This window comes from Dictyobacter sp. Z7_2 (genome assembly GCF_057551105.1).
Window position 1 is genome coordinate 4,606,412 of the sequence record NZ_BAAJPE010000002.1, and the last position, 22,549, is coordinate 4,628,960.

15 protein-coding genes are annotated in these 22,549 nt (G+C 54.0%); 12 read left to right on the top strand and 3 right to left on the bottom strand.

The features are described 5' to 3' along the window. Positions 1 to 17 precede the first annotated feature (17 nt). Entirely contained in the window at positions 18 to 3,023 is a 3,006-nt protein-coding gene (locus AC27N8_RS32685; protein ID WP_487073430.1) for an alpha-mannosidase, read from the top strand. A 41-nt stretch (positions 3,024 to 3,064) separates the two neighbouring features. On the opposite strand, the gene AC27N8_RS32690 is transcribed toward AC27N8_RS32685, so the two are convergent. After that, the gene (locus tag AC27N8_RS32690) at positions 3,065 to 3,586 is read right to left on the bottom strand and encodes a hypothetical protein (protein ID WP_487073432.1); all 522 of its coding nucleotides are present in this window, start codon (positions 3,584 to 3,586) and stop codon (positions 3,065 to 3,067) included. A gap of 31 nt (positions 3,587 to 3,617) precedes the next feature. Further along, a complete protein-coding gene (locus tag AC27N8_RS32695) occupies positions 3,618 to 5,345 on the bottom strand; it encodes a S53 family peptidase (RefSeq protein ID WP_487073434.1) in 1,728 nt (575 codons plus the stop codon). Between the two features lie 475 nt (positions 5,346 to 5,820). Here AC27N8_RS32695 and AC27N8_RS32700 point away from each other — a divergent pair, with 475 nt between their 5' ends. From AC27N8_RS32700 to AC27N8_RS32715, 4 genes are all read left to right on the top strand, one after another. Continuing rightward, positions 5,821 to 7,584, top strand: coding sequence for a Kelch repeat-containing protein (locus tag AC27N8_RS32700; protein ID WP_487073436.1), 1,764 nt, complete (start codon positions 5,821 to 5,823; stop codon positions 7,582 to 7,584). 359 nt (positions 7,585 to 7,943) lie between these two features. Beyond that, entirely contained in the window at positions 7,944 to 8,861 is a 918-nt protein-coding gene (locus tag AC27N8_RS32705; RefSeq protein WP_487073438.1) for an ABC transporter ATP-binding protein, read from the top strand. A 5-nt stretch (positions 8,862 to 8,866) separates the two neighbouring features. Continuing rightward, a complete protein-coding gene (locus AC27N8_RS32710; protein ID WP_487073440.1) occupies positions 8,867 to 9,715 on the top strand; it encodes an ABC transporter permease in 849 nt (282 codons plus the stop codon). A gap of 204 nt (positions 9,716 to 9,919) precedes the next feature. After that, complete coding sequence (locus AC27N8_RS32715; protein WP_487073442.1) at positions 9,920 to 10,135, top strand: hypothetical protein; 216 nt, start codon at positions 9,920 to 9,922, stop codon at positions 10,133 to 10,135. Here AC27N8_RS32715 and AC27N8_RS32720 read toward each other — a convergent pair. After that, positions 10,103 to 11,671 (bottom strand): MptA/MptB family glycosyltransferase, encoded by a 1,569-nt coding sequence (locus AC27N8_RS32720; RefSeq protein ID WP_487073444.1) that lies wholly within the window; start codon positions 11,669 to 11,671, stop codon positions 10,103 to 10,105. The genes AC27N8_RS32715 and AC27N8_RS32720 overlap by 33 nt on opposite strands. 294 nt (positions 11,672 to 11,965) lie before the next feature. Between AC27N8_RS32720 and AC27N8_RS32725 the strand changes: the two genes are divergently transcribed. From AC27N8_RS32725 to AC27N8_RS32755, 7 genes are all read left to right on the top strand, one after another. Then, a complete protein-coding gene (locus tag AC27N8_RS32725; protein WP_487073446.1) occupies positions 11,966 to 13,273 on the top strand; it encodes an L-fuconate dehydratase in 1,308 nt (435 codons plus the stop codon). 97 nt (positions 13,274 to 13,370) lie between these two features. Next, positions 13,371 to 14,147 carry an SDR family NAD(P)-dependent oxidoreductase gene (locus AC27N8_RS32730; protein ID WP_487073448.1) on the top strand — a complete coding sequence of 259 codons (777 nt, stop codon included), beginning with the start codon at positions 13,371 to 13,373 and terminating at the stop codon, positions 14,145 to 14,147. Positions 14,148 to 14,289: 142 nt separating this feature from the next. Next, positions 14,290 to 14,661: a hypothetical protein gene (locus tag AC27N8_RS32735; protein ID WP_487073450.1), complete on the top strand. Its 372-nt coding sequence runs from the start codon at positions 14,290 to 14,292 to the stop codon at positions 14,659 to 14,661. 3 nt (positions 14,662 to 14,664) lie between these two features. Then, entirely contained in the window at positions 14,665 to 19,380 is a 4,716-nt protein-coding gene (locus AC27N8_RS32740; protein ID WP_487073452.1) for a DUF4132 domain-containing protein, read from the top strand. A 380-nt stretch (positions 19,381 to 19,760) separates the two neighbouring features. Continuing rightward, entirely contained in the window at positions 19,761 to 20,501 is a 741-nt protein-coding gene (locus AC27N8_RS32745) for a (Fe-S)-binding protein (RefSeq protein ID WP_487073454.1), read from the top strand. Continuing rightward, positions 20,501 to 21,922, top strand: coding sequence for a LutB/LldF family L-lactate oxidation iron-sulfur protein (locus AC27N8_RS32750; protein WP_487073456.1), 1,422 nt, complete (start codon positions 20,501 to 20,503; stop codon positions 21,920 to 21,922). Before AC27N8_RS32745 ends, AC27N8_RS32750 begins: the two co-directional genes overlap by 1 nt. Beyond that, the gene (locus tag AC27N8_RS32755) at positions 21,919 to 22,548 is read left to right on the top strand and encodes a LutC/YkgG family protein (protein WP_487073458.1); all 630 of its coding nucleotides are present in this window, start codon (positions 21,919 to 21,921) and stop codon (positions 22,546 to 22,548) included. The genes AC27N8_RS32750 and AC27N8_RS32755 overlap by 4 nt, the downstream gene beginning before the upstream one ends. Position 22,549 lies beyond the last annotated feature (1 nt).

The window sequence follows — 22,549 nt, forward strand, 5'->3', positions numbered from 1 at the left end:
GAAAGAGCAGGGATACTTTGCCGTACTATACGTCACAGACACTTCTCGCGGTCGCGAAGACGCTGGAAAAGATTGAACAGGCTATTTATACGCCTTTGTCAGAGCTGACTATCGAGGGCTGGATCACTCCTGAGCCGGTTCCCTTTGCCGATCGTCAGTCAGGAGAGTATCAGAGTTTCATACTTGGACAAAGCTGGGGCAAGCTCTGGGATTGTGCCTGGTTTCATTTTCGCGGTCGTGTGCCGGAGCGTGCTCGCGGGAAGTCGGTGGTGCTGCTGATTGATCTGAGCGGTGAGGCTGCTGTGGTTGATCATGAGGGCTGTCCGATATTGGGATTGACAACGGTCAGCTCTGAATTCGATTATAGCCTGGGACGTCCCGGCAAGCGCGTCGTGCCGTTGTATCAGGAGGCGCATGGTGGCGAAGAGATTGATCTGTGGGCCGACGCTGGCTGTAACGATCTATTTGGGAAATATCCCGATAGTGGTACGCTGAAAGAAGCCCATGTGGCGCTCTGTGACGAGGAGATGTTTCAACTCTATCATGACTTTGCTGTGCTGCACGAATTGATGCTGCAACTGTCAGCCGAGAAAGCTCGTTATCAGCGCATTTTGACTGCCTTACGTAAAGCGTCCAATGTGATGGCGGACTACACGACGGAAGAGGCACAGCAAGCGCGAGCGTTTCTGGCGCCCGAATTGGCGAAGACCGGTGGCACGCCCTCATTGAACATCAGCGCGATCGGGCATGCGCATATCGATCTGGCCTGGCTCTGGCCGCTACGCGAGACGATTCGTAAGGGAGCCCGTAGCTTTTCGACGGTCCTTGCCAACATGGAGAAGTATCCTGACTACATCTTTGGAGCCAGTCAGCCGCAACTCTATCAGTGGATGAAGGACTACTATCCGCAACTGTACAAAAAAGTGCAAGCGAAGGTCGCCGAGGGACGCTGGGAGACGCAAGGAGCGATGTGGGTTGAGCCCGATACCAATCTCTCGAGCGGAGAGGCTCTGGTGCGACAGATTATGCACGGTAAACGCTTTTTCCGTGAGGAGTTTGGCACCGATCCACATATGTTGTGGTTGCCTGATGTCTTCGGCTACTCGGCCGCCTTGCCTCAGATTCTGAAGAAGGCAGCGATCGACTACTTCCTGACCATCAAGATCTCGTGGAACACCTTCAACGTCTTCCCGCATCATACCTTCTTCTGGGAAGGCATTGACGGCTCACGCGTGCTGGCCCACATGCCTCCGGAGGGGACCTATAATAGCTCGGCGGCGCCGCGAGCGCTGGCCGCGATCGAGACAAATTTCGCCGATAAAGCTGTCTCCGAGCATGCCGTGCTCCTCTATGGGATCGGGGATGGTGGTGGCGGCCCTGGCACCGAGCATCTTGAGCGGCTCAAGCGTGAAAAGAATCTTGCTGGTCTGGCCCCCGTGCAGCAGGAGCATATAGAACCCTTTTTTGAACGCATCGCGCAAAGCAGCGCCGACTATCAGACGTGGACTGGTGAGCTCTATCTGGAGAAGCACCAGGGCACCTACACCACCCAGGCCAGAAACAAGCGCTTCAATCGCAAAATGGAACTGGCGTTGCGTGATCTGGAATGTATTGCCACGCTGGCCTTTCTCCAGGCTGAACATCCCTATCCGCGTCGGGAGCTGGATGCGATCTGGAAAGAAGTGCTTCTCTACCAGTTTCATGATATTCTGCCAGGCTCCTCGATCACACGTGTCTACGATGAATCCCTGGAACGCTATCGGCAGCTACTGGATCAGACTCAGCGACTGACGCTGGCTGCGCAGAATGCTATCGTACAGCCAGATCTGGCTAACACGGCGGTCACTATCTTCAACACGCTCTCCTGGGAACGAAATGAATGGCTCTCTATCCAGGATCAATGGTACTACGTCACCCTACCGCCGCTGGGTTATGTCACGCTTGATCTCGCCGCGCAGACCAGCTACGACATAGAGAGTCAGGCTTTAGAGATGGCCTCGCCAGGCACCGATATCCTGGAGAATGACCTCTTACGGATTCAATTTGCGACCGACGGAGCGATCCAGGCCATCTTTGATAAAGAGCGGCAACGTGAGGTACTCGCCAGTGGAGCATCCGCCAACAAGCTTGCCGTCTACCTTGACGACGGCGATGCCTGGGATTTTTCCATCGCCTATGCCGAGCGAGCTCCCGACTACTTCGTTCTGGCAGGCACAACCGCCTTCACCGATGGTCCGCAGAGCATCGTGGAGCAGGACTACACTTTTGGTCGATCGACTCTGAAGCAGAGGATTGTCCTGACGGCTGGCAGTCGTCGCGTCGATTTTATCACCACAGCCGATTGGCGTGAGGACAACAAGATGTTGCGCACCAGCTTCCCGGTCAGTGTGAGAAGCACGGAGGTCACCTGCGACATCCAATTTGGATCGATCAAACGGCCCACGCACACCAATACCAGCTGGGATATGGCGAGGTATGAGATCTGTGCGCACAAGTGGATCGATCTCTCGCAGTGGGATTACGGAGTTGCTCTGCTCAACGACTGTAAATATGGTCATAAAGTTACCGAGAACGTTCTGGACCTCAACCTGCTGCGTAGTCCCGGTTATCCAGACCCGCAAGCGGATCGAGCTCAGCACGAATTTACCTACTCGCTGTATCCGCATCCTGGCAACCATATCGTTGGAGACGTCATCCATGCTGGCTACGAACTGAACGTCACTCCGATTATTGCAGCAGGTAGTGCATCTCTCAGTGGAATCACACTTGTCCAGATCGGAGCCGAAAACATCATCCTGGAAGCTGTTAAGCAAGCCGAGGATGGCGATGACATGATCCTGCGCCTGTATGAGGCCACTGGTGCCACGACCACAACAGCCATCAGCTTCGCCATGGAGATCGCTCAGGTCTGGCTGACTAATCTGCTGGAAGAGCAGCCCGAGCCGATCGAGATGCAGAACAAAGGTATCTCTCTGGCCTTCCAACCATTTGAAATCCAGACCCTGCGTATCCGAAAAAAGTAGCGTACGATGCTCCTTTTGCCAGAATGAGCGCGAAGTATGTATCATGAATGCTGTGGTGGTAACAGCGTCGAGTGCAATATTCGTTGAATCGCTTTGACATCATGGTAGAGCGCTTCTCCTAGATGATCGGATGAGCAAGAAACGTCAGGACTTTTTTGTGTTTGTAGGATCAGGTAGATATTGCTACTGAAACTGACAGATTTGAGGCATCCATGGTTGTCGGGAAGCGTGTTTAAGGGGAGCGCAGTATGGATGTCTTGAAAGAATGTATTTGTCAGTTCTTTTGAAATGATGATGAATTTTCGCAGCAGGCAGGAGAAATAGACAACAGAACCATTAGTCCGTACAAACAAGATTTGTGCACAATTATTGGTCGTTCCTGAGATGGAAATGATCACTGTCTCTACGGATGTATTGCTTGGATTTCCCCAGAATTCTATTTGATATGTATTTTGTACACCTGTAAGCGGATCAGCCAATATTGGTGTTGCCTGCAAGCTTTGAGTGAGAAGTGCTCCCAGTAGTGTGCAACTGGCAAAGAACAAACGAGATTTCTTTCGCATATGTTTCTCCATTTTTTGTCTCTATGACGAGTTATTTCCTCGGCAGATAGAAGATGCCCGTCAGATCGCGGGCAAAGTTCCAGGCATCGGGAGATCCAAGCCCGGTGGCCAGATCGTAGCCGCTGCCGGCCTTGTAAAAGAGATTGGTCCCGGTAGTGATATCGTGGTAGGCTGGATAGGGTTGTGAGGTATTGTAGAGCGTATATAAGGTGGCATTGATATTGCCCACTATCCCCTTTTTTTGCGCCCCGAGATAGCCGTTGATATCAGCGACGATTGCGGCCCACAAGGGAGCGGCCGCACTGGTGCCACCGACCACGCTCCATTCCTGTCCCTTTTCTGCGTTGACGCTGCAATAGATGGAGTAGCCAGTGGCGGGATCGGCGTTGGCGGAGACATCGGGAACCATGCGAAAGTGATTGACGGCGTTTGGGCCTTTCTGATAGACCGGATGTGTGAAGTAGAAACTAAGACCCCCTCCACCTCCGCCCTGGGTTGTATTGTTGGACCAGGCTGATTCGCTGTTATAGGAGCCGTCCGCGTTGGTGATGAGCCTGGTGCCACCGACGCCGACGACATTGGGCTGATTGGCCGGGGAGTCGACGGAGAGACTATTATCGCCACAATCATAGGCCCCCGCATCACCGCTGGCGGCGAAAAAGGATTGCCCTTGTGCGGCTCCCTGACGAAAGATGTCACGCAAGGTCTCGATCTCCGCGTTTCCTGTGCCCGCCTCGCATTGTCCCCAGCTGATACTGACGATTTTGGCGCTGTTGTCGTTGACGATCTGACTATAGATATCATTGACCCCCTTGGTTGTATTGGGGCCGATGTAGACTTTCTGCATGGCATTGGGGGCGAGCGCGGAGATCACCTCCATATCGAGGGTGGTTTCGATGGCACCTTCGCCAGGCGTATTGGTCGTGCCATCCACCAGCACGTCTGAGTACTTCTTTGGGCCGAGTCCATACTTGTTGAGATAGGTATCGATATCGCTTGGTTTGTAGCCATCGAGTTCAAAGAGGGCGATGGTTTGTCCTCTGCCATCGGCACCGGAATTGATAAGCGGATTGACATCATAGGCGCTACGCAGGTCGTTGGGCGTGTAGCCGCCAGCTTGAAACGTGTGGTGGGATCGTGGTGTCTGGTAGTGAGGTTTGTAGACGGAGAGGTTGTCCAGACCGGTGATGTTTTGGAGGCTGGGGACGATGTGATCGGGAATGGCAGGATTTAACGATGGCGCGTAGATGGTATGGCCGTCTATCTGGTAGTTGTGGATCGAGAGCAAAAAGGTTTTTTCGACCGTGGAGACCGATCCCGAGGCATGAATCACGAGGTTGTTGGGGGCGATTGATGTGATGCGGAGATGATGGCTTTGCAAGAAATCGGTCACACTATTGATTGAATCCGTGGTTGGTCCAAATTGGCTCTTGAAGACTTGTGGCGTCAGGTAATGATGATAGAAGGGCGAGCGAGGGTCCGACTGCCCGGTCAGGAGTGTATCCAGGAGGGTCTGGTTGCGTAGAGAGAGATGCAGCGAGATCTGTAACACTTTGCTTTGTAGTGTCAGACCGGTGCTGGCATGGTTGAAGAGGCGAGGTATGACCACACCCGGAATACGGTAATAATGAGTGGTTGTCATTCTGGATATGGCAAGTGTAGGTGTGGTGTGCATGAACGCTTCAGCGATTAAGCATGCTAGAAGCATAAAAATACGTATATTTGCCCTTTGTCTTTCATCCGTTGCTGATACAGACATTTTAATGGACCTCCTGAACAACTGAGAGCCTGGAAATAATCGGTGATGCATCTAAATGATTAAGTTATGTCAATCCTGCGCAGAACCAGGAGTATGAAGGAAGGATTCGATAATGAATGATCTCTTTATCAATATGCCTGATAAAAAGGATGTCTTTAGTTTAGTATAAGTGTAGGTGGAAATATTTATTATCTATATAATATATACTATATAGATAATCTTTAAAATGAAGTATTGATCGTGTGGCATGTCTGACTATTCATCTGTTTTATCTGCATATGCGCAGGAGGTAAGCGTATTGACGTGAATAACTTGTGTTCCATGTTATGGTGAAAGTGGGAGGGATTTATCTGTCAAAGGCAATGAACTGGCACATTTTTTACTGGCTCATGGATTGTGATTGTTCTGCTCGTCTCTTGAACTCACAGTAATAGTTTAACTCCCTGTTTAAATGAGAGAAAAAGTGAGGAACCTGATGAAGAGAATCTCTATCCTGCTCGCATTGCTGCTCGGAGTAAGCGCGCTAACTGCATTACCACGCATGCATGTGCACGCACGGGCTCTGGTTGGACCCTGGGTGGTGACAGGCTCGCTCCATGGACCCCGTTATTTCTATACGGCAACGCTCTTGCCTAATGGGCTCATACTGGTGGCTGGCGGCATTGGTCGCAATGGTGATGTAGTTGATACGGCCGAGTTATATAATCCAGCCAGCGGGATCTGGTCTGTAACAGGCTCTCTTCATGTGGCGCGTGAGAATCACTCAGCTGCTCTTCTGCCGAACGGACAGGTATTAGTGGCGGGTGGTGATAGCATCAATGGGAGCCTTGCGACGGCTGAGTTATATAATCCGGCGAGTGGGAGCTGGTCTATGACGGGCTCAATGCATGTGGCACGGACGCTGCGTAATGCCGAGCTCTTGCCCAATGGTTTGGTGCTTGTGGCCGGCGGGATTGATCCCTCAGGAGAGATTGCCTCGACGGCTGAGTTATATAATCCGACGAGTGGGAGCTGGTCCATGACTGGCTCGATGCATGTGGCGCGTGAGAATCACACGGCGACACTCTTGCCCAATGGAAAGATATTGGTCGCAGGTGGCATTGGTATCTCTGGCGGCGCTGTCTTTACCGCTGAGTTGTATGATCCAGCCAGCGGGTCCTGGGTCCTTACAGGCTCGATGCATAGCGCGCGTGCGTTGCGAGCGGCGACGCTCTTGCCCAATGGGAAAGTGTTAGTGGTTGGTGGTGTGGGTTCCAGCGGCGTTATTGCTTCGTCTGAGCTCTATGATCCAGTGAGCGGAACCTGGACGCTAACGGGCTCACTGCATATAGCGCGTTGTGAATATACGGCAACGCTCTTGCTCAATGGGCAGGTGCTGGTCGCTGGGGGTATTAGTGCCACCGGTGTTACTATGGCTTCTGTGGAATTGTATGATCCAGCCAGCGGCATCTGGACACCTATCGAATCAATGCATGCGGCGCGTGAGAATCATACGGCGACGCTCTTGCCCAATGGGAAGGTCTTGATTGCAGGTGGCTTTGGCAATGGCAGTTTTGTCGTAGGGGCATCCGAACTCTTCATACGCAGTATCAATCCGGCTATCCAGGTACCTATCACGATTACGACCATGGCGACGAGTACGCGGGGAGCGATCGTTCAGTATAAGGTGACTGCCCTCTATCCAGATAAGCCTGTCCATCAGGCTACCATTACCTGCACGCCTATTTCGGGTAGCCTCTTCCCGATCGGAACCACTACGGTACATTGCCGTGCGCTTGATCTCTCTGGTGTGGTGGCAACGGCCAATTTTCAGGTTATCGTAAAGAATTCTTCGCCAAATGCGAGTGTCACGCCACCTCTTCTCAACATTATCAAGCTTCCCGAGTATGGTTTTAACTATCATATCGGACAGCTGGTCATCTACGACATTACTGTTCAGAATGATCGACACGCTGGGCCGGAGCAACAATCGGTCACGGTGGTCGATACTCTTCCTGCTGGATTCAGTCATCTGACCTTCTCGGGGAGTGGATGGAGTGGGTATTTCAGCTCAACGACCAGTCCCGCTATCTTTACGGCCATGCATACGGGGGGATTTGGTCCCGGTGTATCGTTGCCCACGCTTAAAGTGATCGGGGTATTAAATAAGGACGCTGTTCCTGCTATGACAAGTATTGCTGCCGTTACCTCGTCGGATAATGCGAATATTCCAGTTGTGACCATTTTTGTCTCGCCGTAGCCATCAAGCTTTCTTTGTCTCTCAAAATCATGTTTGTATGGAACCTTTTTGATGGTGCGTCGTTATTTGGTTCCTTTACTGATGATCTTTCCATCTGAGTACTCGTTGGCATGACAACGCTGTAAATGAAAGAAGGAGAAGATATGATAGTGAGGCAGAGTTTACGTCTATATTAATAGCAAATTCTTGTCTGCCTGTAATACATAGTGGTGGCTACCAGGTCTGGATAAAAAAGATATGAGCAGACTTATGTGTGTGCAGTTGCTAGATGAGAAATCAATGCTACAATGGCGCTATGGACACATAGAGATCGTCTCTTGATGAAAAAGATATTCTGATAAAAGATGAAAGGCACGTTCTTGAGTACCGAATTGGTTCTTACAACGCATCATTTAAAGAAATACTATCGTTCTGTGCATGCCGTTGAAGATATCTCCCTCTCGATTAAAAAAGGAGAAATCTTCGGCTTTCTTGGTCCCAACGGTTCTGGCAAGACGACGACGATTGGTATGATTCTCGGCCTGATTGCTCCGACGGGTGGCACGGTTGAAGTGTTTGGTCAGCCGGTTACCTCGGCACACAATGCTGTGCTGCGGCGCGTAGGGACGATGATGGGCGCTCCTTCTATGCTGATGGGCTATTCTGCTCGTCAGAATCTGCGTATGCTGGCGCGTCTCTATCCCGAGGTGACGGAGTCACGGATCGAGGGGCTGCTGGCAACGGTCGGCTTGAAGGAGATTAATAATCGACCGGTGAAACAGTTTTCAACCGGTATGAAGCAGCGCCTGGGGATGGCGATGGCCTTGCTTGGTCAGCCTGACCTGCTGATCCTCGATGAGCCCACCAATGGTATGGACCCGATTGGCATGCACGAGATGCGCGAGTTGCTTCGACGACTGGCGAGCGAGGGCATCACCATCTTTCTCAGTAGCCATCTCCTGCACGAGATGCAGATGATCTGCGATCGTGCGGCTATCGTGAGCAAAGGTATGGTGGTGACTGAGGGCAGCATTACTGATTTGATGGCGGTTGAGGCGTCGACACGCGTCAAGGTGGCCGACCTACCGAAGGCTATGAGTGTATTGAAAGATATCGATGCTGGTGTCGTTCTCACGCAGACTGGCCCGGATTATCTCGATGTTCGAGGCATTACGGCCGACAAGATCGTCATAAGTCTGGTGCAGCATGAGGTTGTGCCCACGGAAGTGTTTCCTGTGACAAACAATCTGGAGAATGTTTTCCTGCAATTAGCGCATACTTCCGGGGAAGGGAAATAAGTAACATGTTTTTGCAACTTTTGCTTTTAGAGAAGGATAAGTTAGCCGGACGACTTGTGTTATGGATCGAACTGGGCATCCTGGCTCTGGTGATTGTGCTCGTTGATCTGGTTGAGTACTTGATCTCGATTAATTCTTCCGGAGTGACTCAGGCGGGCTTGAACGGGATATTAGAATGGCCGCATTCCGCCATCAACGCGGTCTCTTTCAGCGAAGTACACTCTCTGGGAGGCATACTCCTTGTGATCATCATCGCCGTCGTAACGGCCAGAGAATATACCTGGCGTACGTTTCATCTCTGGCTGAGTCGAGGCGTCTCGCGTCTGTCATTGATGGGAGCTAAGAGCGTTGTCATCATCGCGCTCAGCCTTTTCCTGGTGCTGACATCGCTGGTAGTCGGATTGATCGTCACCGGCATCATCACGCTACTGTTGCATGGATCGCTACAACTCTCGCAGGATAACGTGCAGCAACTGGTGCTTAACTTCCTGGCTACCGATCTGGGATTACTCCCTTACGCGGCACTTACCTTCATGTTTACTATCCTGTTTCGCAATTCAGCCGCCTCAATGGGCATCGCCCTGGTCCTGCTCTTGCTGGTCGAAAATGGAGTATACGCCGCTGCTATAACCTTCGGAACTCCATTCATGGCCCAGGCCGCTCAATACCTGCCGGTCGGTTTAGGGGAGAGCATCCAGAATGCCATCTTCAACCCGTCAACGCCGGCGGCGGCGGCGCCTACCACTTATCACCTTGCTACACCTTTAGTGGCTTGCATCGGCCTGGGCGTATATACCATCGTCTTCGCGGCCATCGGTGTCTGGCGCTTCACACGTCAGGACTTCACCGACTAGACGCTAAGACCTCTTGATCCTGCTGGGAAGACGGCGGGATCGGCGTATGACCGATGATGGCGACTGCTCAGACCGATGAGTGGTCGCCATCTTTGTCTCTGCCGCGCGCGTAGAGCTCAATACTGTTAAGATAGAAATAATCCTTTGCCCACGGCGTCAACGCTCACCGACGTAGTACTCAGTCAAGACACAGAAGGACGTTGCGTGGCAAAGGAGGATGGCTCCTTGAACCAGGCACTCAGGCTCGCCGACGTAGCGGCGCGGCTCCGCCGTGCTGTCACTCGACGCACGAACACGTCCCATGCGCATCTGAAAGCAACGCAGACGAGACGATCCACGGTGGAAAGATCACGCAATGGAACCCTATGGGGAGCGTGGTCGGACGAGTCATGGGGTTCCATTGAGACGGCCGTCCCTTGAGATGCGCACCCGAGCCGAATCATACGAGTCGCTGACAGCACGGCGGAGCCGCGCCGCTACGTCTGCTGGCTTGATCTCTTTGGGGGTGAGCTTGCCTCGCAGGTGTATCTGTCCCAGCAGCAGAAAGAGCGCCGGGCCAAAGAGGAGCAGGTAGGTGCTACTGTTTATGATGGTGAAGCTTGCTCCTCCCAGCGAGACGCTCCAGGGCCAGATATAGGTGTGAACAAGCTCGGTCATGGAGGCCATGTAGGTCAAGAAGAAGGCGACGTGGCGTATCTGCTTGTGCGGTATCAGTATCGCTGGTATGATCGCCCAGATGAAATACCAGGGCTGGAGATACACAATCGCAAATGCCAGCAGCGCGAATTGGCTACAGAATAAGCTCAAGAGGAAGCCATCGCGGCTGCGAGCTGCCAGGAGCAGGCAGCCGATGTAGCAGAGCAGAAAGATTGCGTATCCAATATATTTGTACTGCGTATTCATGGTGTGGGTGGGAGATAGGTCGGAGAGAAAGGTATTGAGCGAGTATAATGGCACTTGCGAGATATTGATGGCGTTGGTAAACGTTTTTGTTCCGGCCCAAAAAGGTGCAAAAAAGATCAGCAGCATGCAGAGGATACTACCGCTCAGGCGTAGGAGGTAGGTGGTTTTGTGCTGGCGCTCTTCTGTGCGGCAGAGGATATAGATGATGAAGAGTGGGAGTAGTGGTAAGAGTGAGTACTTGATCAGGATGCCTGCTACTAAGGCCAGGATGGCGAGGGTGTTTTTGCCTCTGAGCAGGAGAAAGACTGCCAGGAGAAAGAAGCTCATCATAAAAATATCGTTGTGGCCATTGATAATATACTCTAATTGTACATAGGGATTCCATGAGAAGAGCAGGAGGGCCGGAAGTGCCAGTCCAGGCTTCATCTGCTGCACGATTTTGTAGATCAGATACCCTGAGCCTGCCACGCACAAACCGCAGACGATTTTTAGTCCCAGCACACTTATAAAAAGATTGTAGCCCGCGAGCAATGCCGGTAGCGCAGCGATCATCATGGCCAGCGGACCATAGGGGGTTGGTACTCTTCCAAAGGCGGTCAGTGACTGGCCAAGGGTATCGTGATAAAAGGAGCCCGGCGCGACTAGCATCGGATTGGCATGATAGAAGGCCCAGACACGACTTTGCGCGATCCAGCCATAAATATCGATGGCGGTAATCGGATACACAAAAATCGAGGTACTCGAAAAGAGCAGACCAAAGCCCATCACCAGTCGCGGAGAGACAGCTATCCTGGAGGTGGCACAGGTTTTCCATGCCAGTATAAACAGGCCAAACAGTGCACTGAATATCAGGACAAAGAAAAGGAAGCTGGCATGCGTGTATTGGTTGAGACGGCCCAGATCAGTTAAACTCAAGATGTAGGTGTTGAGGGGGAATTTGTAGAGAAAATAACACAGATAGATACATTCAAGCGCGCTTCCCAGGATACAAAGCCAGATATTGGTCCAGATATACGCGCAGACCCGCAGGAAACGGCTCTGTAGTGTACTCATGCTATACTTTTCCTTTCCATTTATGTCTCCTTCTACATCCATGATACGCGCTCGACCTACAAGCGAAGCGAGGACACCGTAGTGTCGCGCCCTCGGGCGCGATGTCCCACTCGACGTACGATCAGGCAGGCTAGCGTGGCTCGCCGAGATCCTGCCGTCTCATACGAGTTACAGGGACATCGCACGCGAGCGTGCGACGCTACGAGGTCTTCGCTTTCGCTCGACCTCTTTCGATGACGTATACTTATATATATGGTGCTTGCTTGCCAACGACCTCGATGAGCAAGAGAGGAGATGCTTGTGGTACTGACGATTACTCATCTGGAGACGCATGATGTGCGCTTCCCGACTTCTCGTACGCTGGATGGCTCCGATGCGATGAATCATGATCCCGACTATTCGGCGGCCTATGTGATCCTCTTTACCGATGATCCGGGCGGCCTGGAGGGGCATGGACTGACCTTTACGATTGGACGCGGCAATGAAGTCTGCGTGGCGGCGATCCATGCTCTGGCCCCGCTGATTGTGGGACGTACGCTGGAGTCGTTTACGACGAACATGGGCGCGTTCTGGCGGTACATTACCAGCGACAGCCAGTTGCGCTGGATTGGACCAGAAAAGGGAGCGATCCATCTGGCGACGGCAGCCATCGTCAACGCTGTCTGGGATCTCTATGCCAAAGTCGAGAGGAAGCCGCTCTGGAAGCTGCTGGTAGATATGACTCCGGAGCAACTGGTGGACTGTCTCGACTTCCGCTATATTACTGATCTGCTGACACGTGAGGAAGCTCTAGCCCTGCTGCGTCGTCATGCGGACAGCAAAGGTATACGCGAGGCTGAGATGCTACAATCCGGTTATCCTGCTTATACCACCTCTGCCGGCTGGCTTGGTTATTCCGATGAGAAGATACGCCGCTTGTCTCGCGAGGCGATCGCGCAGGGCTGGACGCACTTTAAGCTGAAGGTGGGATCTGATCTGCAAGATGATATCCGCCGTGCGACGCTGATGCGCGCCGAGATTGGTCCCGAGCGCTACTTGATGCTCGATGCGAATCAGGCCTGGGATGTGGGTGAGGCTCTGACACAGATGCAGCAGTTGGCAAGCGTCAATCCCTGGTGGATCGAGGAGCCAACCAGTCCCGATGATGTTCTGGGCCATGCGACGATTGCGCGGGCGATCGCTCCGATCCGTGTGGCGACCGGCGAGCATGTCCAGAACAGGATTATCTTTAAGCAGCTCTTGCAGGCGCAAGCGATCGGCTTCTGTCAGATCGATGCCTGCCGCCTGGGTGGCGTCAACGAGGTGCTGACCGTCCTGTTGATGGCGGCCAAATGCGGTATCCCCATCTGTCCGCACGCGGGAGGCGTGGGATTGTGCGAATATGTTCAGCATCTCTCGCTGTTTGACTACATCGCCGTGAGCGCCTCGCTGGAGGATCGGATCGTCGAATACGTCGATCACCTCCACGAACATTTCGTCACTCCGGTCGTGATTCGTGATGGACATTATATGCCACCACAGGCTCCCGGCTACAGCATTGAGATGTATCGGTCCGTCTTCCCTGTGTATGATTTCCCGGATGGAACTGTGTGGCAGTCATAACTGTTGTCCGTTCATTGAGCTGTTTTTGCATGATGCGTCAGGATATTTTCTGCGATGCATGATCGATCAATGTCGATCAGTAATGAGAGGAAAAGCTATGTTTCGTTTAGATCATAAAGTGGCCATCGTGACCGGTGCCGGTTCTGGCATCGGACGTGAAATCGCTCGTCTGTATGCTCGTAGTGGTGCTACCGTCCTGGTGGCCGACGTGCAGACTGAGCCAGCAGCCAGCGTGGTCGATGAGATCCGCGCCGAGAGTGGCAATGGAGAAATTCTTCCACTCGACGTCCGTTCGGAGGAGGATGTCCAGAACGCCATCGCCACGGTCGCTCGGCAGTATGGTCGCCTGGATATTCTTGTCAACAATGCAGGCGTCAGCCACGTCGGAAACGTAGCCGAGACCAGCGCGGACGATTGGGATCGTGTCATGAACGTCAATGCGCGTGGAGTCTTTCTCTGTGCCAAGCATGCGATCAGGCAGATGCTGGCTCAGCAGCCAGCGGGAGGTGTCCTGGTCAATATGGCCTCCACGGCAGGCATGATCGGCGTCGAGCGCCGCTTCCCCTACAGCGCCAGCAAAGGAGCCGTCATCAGCATGACGCGCTCGATCGCTATCGACTATGCCACACAGAACATTCGCTGTAACGCCATCTGTCCCGGAACGGTCCACACGCCCTTCGTCGACGGCTATCTGGCCCGCGATTTCCCCGGACGTGAGCAGGAGGTCATGCAGCAATTGCACAATCGACAGCCGATTGGACGCATGGGCCTGCCTACGGAGATTGCCTCAGCGGCGCTGTATCTCGCCTCCGACGAAGCTGCCTTCGTCACCGGCTCGACCCTCGTCATCGACGGCGGCTGGACCGCTAAATAACAGCGTGATCAGGTGACATTGAACCCAACGTTTTCGGAAGGCCCACATAGCTAATAGTACCTCTGGCTCACATCCTTTCCGTTTTAGGCCAGAAGGCGCAGAATAGAATAGCATCAAGAAAAAAACAGGGAGGTTTAATAGAATGCCAACGATTACCGTGAAGGACGCAACACTCCAGGGCACACAACCCGCCTGGGAATTCGCATTGAACCAACAACAGACCACGCTGCGCGAGCTTATTCGCGGCCGCATCTACCAGGAGGTTCGAGAATATAACGCCAAAAAGCGCAGCAGCCTTCATTGCCTGATTCCTCCCACACCAGCATGTCAGGAGACCGGCGAACTGGCCGCAATGGTAGATTGGCAGGCACAATACGAGCGAGCCATCACAGCCTTCGAGAAGAGAAGCTACATCATTATCGCGGATGGTCTCCAGATCACCCAACTCGACACCCCACTCCAGACCCCCGAAACCATAACATTTTTACGATTAATCCCACTTATTGGAGGTTAAAGCATGACAGCCAGCACCTTGGAGCAGGCTTTACCGATCTTACAGCGTTACTATGAAGCTTGCGAGCAGGGCGCGGAGGCGCAGGCAGCATTCGTGGCACAAATCGATCGCGCCTACGTTGGGGCTTTGATGTATCAAGCCCTCTCCGCCCTGAGACAGATGGTAGCAGGCTTTACCCATCATCCCAACGAACAACAACGGCGAGAGCAGCACCACTACCTGATTACTGCACTACACAAGCACACACACACATACATTGTCGATGAGATCAGAGCTATCCTCCCCATCCTGACCGATCTCAGCCAGATAGACAAGTACGATCACTATTACAAAGAGTGCCTGGTCTGGGGTTTGAGCAGCCTTGAGCTCGCCCTCCAACAAACAGAGATTCTGGAGGCCTGCCGCCAGGAGTTGGAAAAACTCTACAACTATAGCCATCTCTGGATAGGATTTCCCCCCATTCAGGAAAGCTACCGCCTGCACATTCTGCTGGGAGACGTATTGTATGGTGAGCAAGCCGTGGGCCTGGCACAATACTTGCGCAAGAGCACACACCATTCCCAGCCATTAGCAGAACAGGCAAAAAGTGTCTATGAGCTCTATCAGCAAGAATTTTGGTCCCGCCCACCCGCATCCGATCATCCCGTTTTCGCCCTCATCAAAGGGCAGACCAGCAAGGCATTGCAAACACGCATCATTCTGGAAACCTTACGCAGTGTGCAACACAAAGACCAGTATAGCCTGTATCAAGATGCGGCATTGCTCAAAACGCTTCTCACTGAACCACCTCTCTATGAGAGCGACGCGGAGATTCGCGAACTTCTGCGACAGATAAGCATCCTTTGTGTGAAGGATCGGACTGACTGTAACGAAGCGATATTCCGTTTGCTCCAATACCTCGCCCCAGAGTTCAGGCAGGCCGAGAAACGTGCGCAATGGCGTGAGGAACTGGAAGCGATCTACACTCATGTCCAGACATGGGTTGGGTATTATCCTCTGGAACAGGCCTATCAAACGCGCCTCCTCCTCGAAGAGGTACTTCAGATAGAGCGGACGAGCACACACTCGCTCTTGCAGAAACAGGGGCAGGTCGCGGATGCCGAACTGGCCCCCCTGCTCCTGATCAGCTATAACGAAGAAATCTGGGCAAATATCAGAGACTGGGACATCACGCCCGCACTGACATCCATCCAGAATCAAGGCAGCCCCCGTCTAAAAATCGAACTCATGCTTGCTGTCATCAACAAGCTCGTCACAGAGCTGCCAGATGCACATTGGAATCACGGCTCGATCTCTTATACCGTCACGCTTTTTTCAGTGCTGGTCCAGGAGGAGCTCCCCTATACGGTCGAGGATATTCACACCATTATCAATCACTTCATCGCAATTGTCTCTCAGGAAAGCTATGCTAACGGCGAGTATCGTTCCTTTAATCATGACTTAAATACAGGCATTTTTCGTTTTCTGCGCAAATTTGAAGGGGAATGGGGCCAGGGAGCAACGTTTGAGCAGTGCAAAGCAGATCTGGAGCGCCTCTACGAGCTTGCACACATTTGGGGCAACATGAGCCCACAGGATCAGGCCTACCAGTTACGCCTCATGTTGGGCAACCTGCTTTTCGCCGGCAATCAAGCAGGTGTGGACAGAGAGCTGCGTGAGGCGGTCCAGGATCACACTCTCGCCGAGCACGAGATGCGGGCAAAGGCCCTACTGGCCATCATCCAACAGGAACTTGGTGGTATTCAGTATAACTCATCGAACCCATCACCGATGTTCGCCCTTATCGACCAGCAAGGTAGCCCAGAATTGAAAATCTGGTTGCTGCGATTGGGCCTGCGCAAAGCAAGTGCTGAGATCATCAGGGCAGGCTCGACCAACCTCGCACTCCATACTGTCAAATTACTACGTAGTCTGACCCTGGCCGATCTGCCATACACCCAGGAAGATATACGCGACCTGATCGATTATATTGGCTACAGCTATAAGCACCTGGATCCCAAGGCCTACGAGATATTGGATGAGCATTACTACGATCCAGAGAACAGATCGTTTTTGAATAAGATCCTTTTGAGCTTCTCTGATCGGCTCCAGGAAAAAGAGCTTCGCGCTTATTGCTGGCAAGCAGTGATACAGCTTTATGAGGCAGGGATGGAGACTGAATGGGCGCAGGGCAACGACACTAATGGGCTACAACTACGCCAGATCGTCCGCTCTATCGTCTATCCAGGAACCCAGGGGCCACTACTAGATTACATCCATGATCAACACATCACATTCACGAGCGAGGCCGATTTCCAGGGTTTGCTCCTCGCCTTCCATCAGGAATTGGGGCGCACAAGCTCATTTCATAGACTGAACGCAAAATTGTTGGCCCCGGTGCGCAAACGCCTCAAACCGCAAGGCACTATTCGCCTGATCTGTCAGGCGCTGAAAGAGTGTCAGAGTCCTGAACTTCCTGATCACCACAAATTTGACACTCAAAGGCTTATCACCCTGCTCTGCACCAGACAGCTTCCATTTAGCAGCGAGGATCTCGCAACCATTTTCCAGGAACTGGCAAACCTGGCAACAGAAGAACTATGGCTAACGGTAACGATCCTCCAGCGACTTGGCCCCCTGCTTGAGAATCCCGAGGCCGTAGCACGTTGCTATAGCTCTCTGGAGAAAATCCAGCGGATCGCAAACGAGCTCGTCCCTGTCAATAACGACCTCCCCCGGCCAAGAATCGATTGGATCGATGCACCTCAGAAACGCCTCTTCCTGTTTCAGTTGGATACGCTGCTCGCAAGCCAGCAAAGCTCACACCCTCCCTTTTTACCGGACACCTGGACTACCCCTATTATTCAGGAACTTGCACAACTTCCTCAACCCACACAACAGGCCTGGGTCAACATCCTGAAACACTGCGCCGCCGCCAAAGCGGTCGCCCCCTCTACAAGCTGGATCGCACAAGGGCAAGACCTTATACAAACCACAGACATCGAGGATGCACTCGGCACTATTCAACGCTGGATTGCCAGCTTTGCGGTCAAACGCGATGAGCGCATGGACGCACACAATAGCGACATCCTGCGCGGCCTCATCTACCTCTGCTGGGGCAGCGATAAGCGCGGCCTGGCCGCCACCCTCGCCGATGCCGCCATCGAGGGCTTCCGCAAAATACCGAGCGTCGGGCCACGCTGCCCTAAAGCCGGCGATGCCACCATTCCTGTGCTAGAGAGCATGCGCGGACACGCAGCCATTAGCCAGCTTCAACGCGTGCGCCTGCACGTCAAACAGCCCTCCTACCAGGGCAAGCTGGAACAGGTCCTCAACTCTATCGCCGAGCGCGAACAGATGACACGTACTGATCTCGAAGAGCTGCTAGTGCCCACCTACGATCTGCGCGATGGCGAACTGGAGATGGCAGTGGGTGCGTGGAAAGTGATCCTGAAGGTTGGTGGCCGCAAAATCGAGCAGGTCTGGCTCGATGAACAGGGTATTCCCCAGAAAAGCCTGCCGCCCAAAGTGAAGAGCGGACTCAAGGCGGAACTCAAAGAGGTGGAGCGCATCACCAATGAGATCGAGCACCTCTTTATCACGCGTCGCGACCTCATCGAGCGCCAGTTTCTCGCTGAGCGCCAGTGGAGCCTGGAGGATTGGCACGAGCGCTACCTGGAGCATCCTCTCGTCAGGCTGCTGGCGAGACGCCTCATCTGGCAGGTCACGGCTGACGAGCAGGTCTGGTTGGTGATCTGGCACGAGGGGCGACTCGTCGATGTTGAGGGACAGGCGGTCGAGCTGCCAGCGCAGGCCCAGGTGCGGCTCTGGCATCCTCTCATGAGCGAGGCCGAGACGGTGCGAAGCTGGTGTCTCTGGCTGGAGGCGCAACGTGTCACCCAACCTTTTAAGCAGGCCCATCGCGAAACCTATCCCCTCACCGATGCCGAGCGGGCCAGCGGACGCCTCTCCCAGCGTTTTGCGGGCCACTACGTTCGCCAGCATCAACTCAATGCCCTGGCCCGTGCACGCAACTGGCGCTTCTCCCTGTACAGCAATTACTCCGGTTCGATAAGTGACGATCCCGCCACCCTCCCACTCACTCCGTACGGCATTCGCGCCGAGTTCGCTTTACACATGGAGGAGGACGAGCAGGAAATCCCGCGCTACCTGCTCACCCAGGAGGTACGCTTTCCCCTACTGCACCTCGCGCCTCACCACTACCACAACATCATGCAACTCCAGCCGCTCGAAAAGATTCCCGCGATCGTCTTCTCGGAAGTCATGCGCGACGTCGATCTCTTTGTAGGGGTTGCCAGCGCCGGAGCCGACCCGCACGGCTTTGAGCAGCAGCAGGGGATGCTGCTGGACTACTATCAAGCCTACAATCATGGCCCGCTTACCCAATCCGCAGTATCCAGAAGACAGGTGCTGGAACGCCTGATACCCATGCTGGAAATTGGCAAGCGCTGTACCCTGGAAGAGCGCTTCCTACGGGTGCGCGGCGACCTCTGCACCTATCGCATCCATCTCGGCTCTGGCAACATCTTGATGGAGCCCAATCAGCGCTATCTCTGCATCGTCTTCGATAGCAAGCAGCGCGAGAACGCCGAGGAGACCTACTTCCTCCCCTTTGAGGGCGACCCCCTCTTAGCCATAATCCTCTCCAAAGCCTTCCTGCTGGCCGAGGATACCAGGATCAAAGATAAAACCATCTTAAGCCAGATCAATCGCATGTAAAAACGGAGTTGCTGTCATGCTGTATGGCCGGTCTTTTTGATGCAAACCGGCCATGCAGCATAAACGGCACAACGATTTTTTCTACTTAAACAGTAATTCGGGAGAAAGATTCGCCTCCATTTGACGCGCCCTCCAAAACGCCAGGGATCGTGGTTTCCGTGCGCTTGCGGCTTCGCCATATGACCAGGCTCATCGGAAGATCTCTTGTGTTGAATTGACACCTGCGTTTCGCCTTGTCGGGAAGAGTCGGATTCAGTGATCCATCCAGAGGCACTCCTCTACGGTATATAATGTGAGAAAATGAGATGAGAGGGGGATGCAACGATGCTTTCATTGTCAATCATCGATCTATGTGTTCAATCCTGGAAAGGATTTCACTGATGCACATTGCGCTCTTTATTACGTGCTTTAATGACACGCTTTTTCCCGGAGTTGGGATTGCCACGACGCAGTTGTTAGAGCGTCTTGGTCATACGATTGATTTTCCTGAGGCTCAAACGTGTTGTGGGCAGATGCACTACAATACCGGTTATCAGCGAGAGTCTCTTCCATTGGTGCGTCATTTCGTGGACGTCTTTAGCGACGCTGAAGTGATTGTTGCTCCATCGGCATCCTGTGTCGGGATGGTGCGTGATCTGTATCCGAAGGCGGCGGCGCTCTCGGGGGATCGGGGATTAATCGAGGCGGTTGAGAAGCTGGTCCCACGTGTCTACGAGCTCACCGAGTTTCTGGTCAAGCGTCTGGAGGTGGTTGATGTGGGAGCTTATTATCCACATCGTGTTACCTATCATCCGACCTGTCATAGCCTGTGCGTGCTGCACGTTGGAGATGCTCCGCTGCAACTGCTGCGCTCGGTGAAGGGGATCGATCTGGTGGAACTTCCCAACGCGGCCGAGTGCTGTGGCTTCGGGGGCACTTTTGCAATTAAGAATCCCGACACCTCTCTGGCGATGCTGAGCGATAAGATGCGCTGCGTGCTTGATACCTCGGCTGAGATTGTCTGCTCGGCTGACACATCGTGTCTCTTGCATATAGGTGGTGGCTTGTCTCGTCAGCGTACCGGTGTGGCGACGCGCCATATCGCCGAGATCCTGGCGAGTACGGAAAGCGAGGTGGCTTGATGGCTGCCAAGGCGTTACCGATGTTTCCCGCTTCGGCGAAGACCGCGCTGGCGAACACGCAGCTGCGTCGCAACATGGGCAAGGCGACCTCGACGATCCGTCAGAAGCGCGGGCTGGTAGTAAATGAGGTGCCCGATTGGGAGATCCTCCGTTCCGCTGGATCGGCGATCAAAGCTCGCGTGATGAGCCATCTGGACGAGTATCTGCTTCAGCTTGAAGCGTCTGTCCAGCGTGCCGGGGGACAGGTGCATTGGGCCAGCGACGCGGCGGAAGCCAATCGCATCGTGACCGAACTTGTCCAGGCGACCGGAGCGGAGCGCGTCGTGAAAGTGAAGTCGCTCACCACCGACGAGATCCGCCTGAACGAAGCGCTTGCAGCGGCTGGTATCCAGGCGATTGAGACAGATCTGGCGGAGCTCATTATCCAGCTGGCACACGAAAAATCCTCGCATATTCTCGTCCCGGCCATCCACAAGAACCGCAGCGAGATCCGCGACCTCTTCAGACGCACCATTGCTAAGGGACAGGATCTCTCTGATAATCCCTCCGAACTGGCCGCTGCCGCTCGCCATTATCTGCGCGAACAATTCTTCAGCGCGCAGGTGGCCATCAGTGGTGCCAACTTTGCCCTTGCCGAGAGCGGATCGGTCTGCGTGGTTGAGAGTGAGGGGAATGGTCGGATGTGTCTGACCCTGCCACAGACGCTGATCACGGTGATGGGAATCGAGAAGATTCTGCCGAGCTTTGACGATCTGGCGGTCTTCTGGCAGCTTCTCCCGCGCAGCTCGACCGGCGAACGTATGAATCCTTATACCAGCCTCTGGACCGGCGTGACTCCTGGCGATGGTCCCCAGACCTTCCACTTGATCCTCCTCGACAACGGACGCACCAATGTCCTCGCCGACGAAGTCGGGCGGCAGACCCTGCATTGTATTCGCTGTAGCGCCTGCCTGAATATTTGCCCGGTCTACTCGCGCACAGGTGGGCATGCCTATAACTCTGTCTATCCTGGCCCGATTGGAGCGATCCTGACGCCACAACTGCTGGGCGTGGAGCAGGCGAAGACGCTTCCTTATGCCTCGACGCTGTGTGGCGCGTGCTATGAGGTCTGTCCGGTAAAGATCAACATCCCCGAAGTGCTACTGCATCTGCGCGGACAGGTGGCCAGTAAAGCCTCCGCACTTGATCCCGAGGCCATCGCCATGCGTCAACTGTCGCACATCTTTGCCAGCCCCAAACGCTACGCGCAAGCGCAGCGCCTGGCGCGTCGTGGACAGCGCTTCTTCATGCACGCAGGAGTCATCGATCACCTGCCCGGCATGCTCTCCGGATGGTCGACCGCACGCGATCTTGCTCCCGTGCCAGCTCAGAGCTTTCATGATTGGTGGAAGCAGCGCCAGAAAGATGGGGGAAAATCATGACACAGAGCGCGAAAGAAGCCATGCTGGCGCGTATTCGAGGAGCCATCGCCAACGCCTCAGAGGCGCCAGCCATCCCCATGGATTATCGCCAACGCGATGAGAGGGATCATGCCGCCATTGAGGAAGATTTCATCGATCGGCTGCTTGACTACAAAGCCAGTGTTGTCCAGACAGAAGCCAGCCAGCTTGCACAAAGCATCGCCGAAGCCTGCCAGCGTTACAGCATCCAGCGACTCGTCATCCCGGCGGACATCCCCGCAGACTGGCTGCCCGCCGCCGTCCAGGCTCTTCCCGACGATCCACCTCTCACGCTCGCCGAGATCGACGCCAGCGATGCCGTCCTGACAGGCTGCGCGTGCGCGATTGCTCAAACGGGAACCATCATCCTCGATGGAGGAGCCATGCAGGGACGGCGCTTACTCTCGCTGGTACCTGATCAGCATCTCTGCATCGTCCGCGCCAGCCAGATTGTCGGTATCGTACCCGAAGCCATCGACGCCATGCGTGCCCGAGCCACGCAGCCGATCACCCTGATCTCAGGACCCTCCGCCACCAGCGACATCGAGCTCAACCGCGTCGAAGGAGTCCACGGCCCGCGCCACCTGCACGTCATCCTCGTAAAGTAGT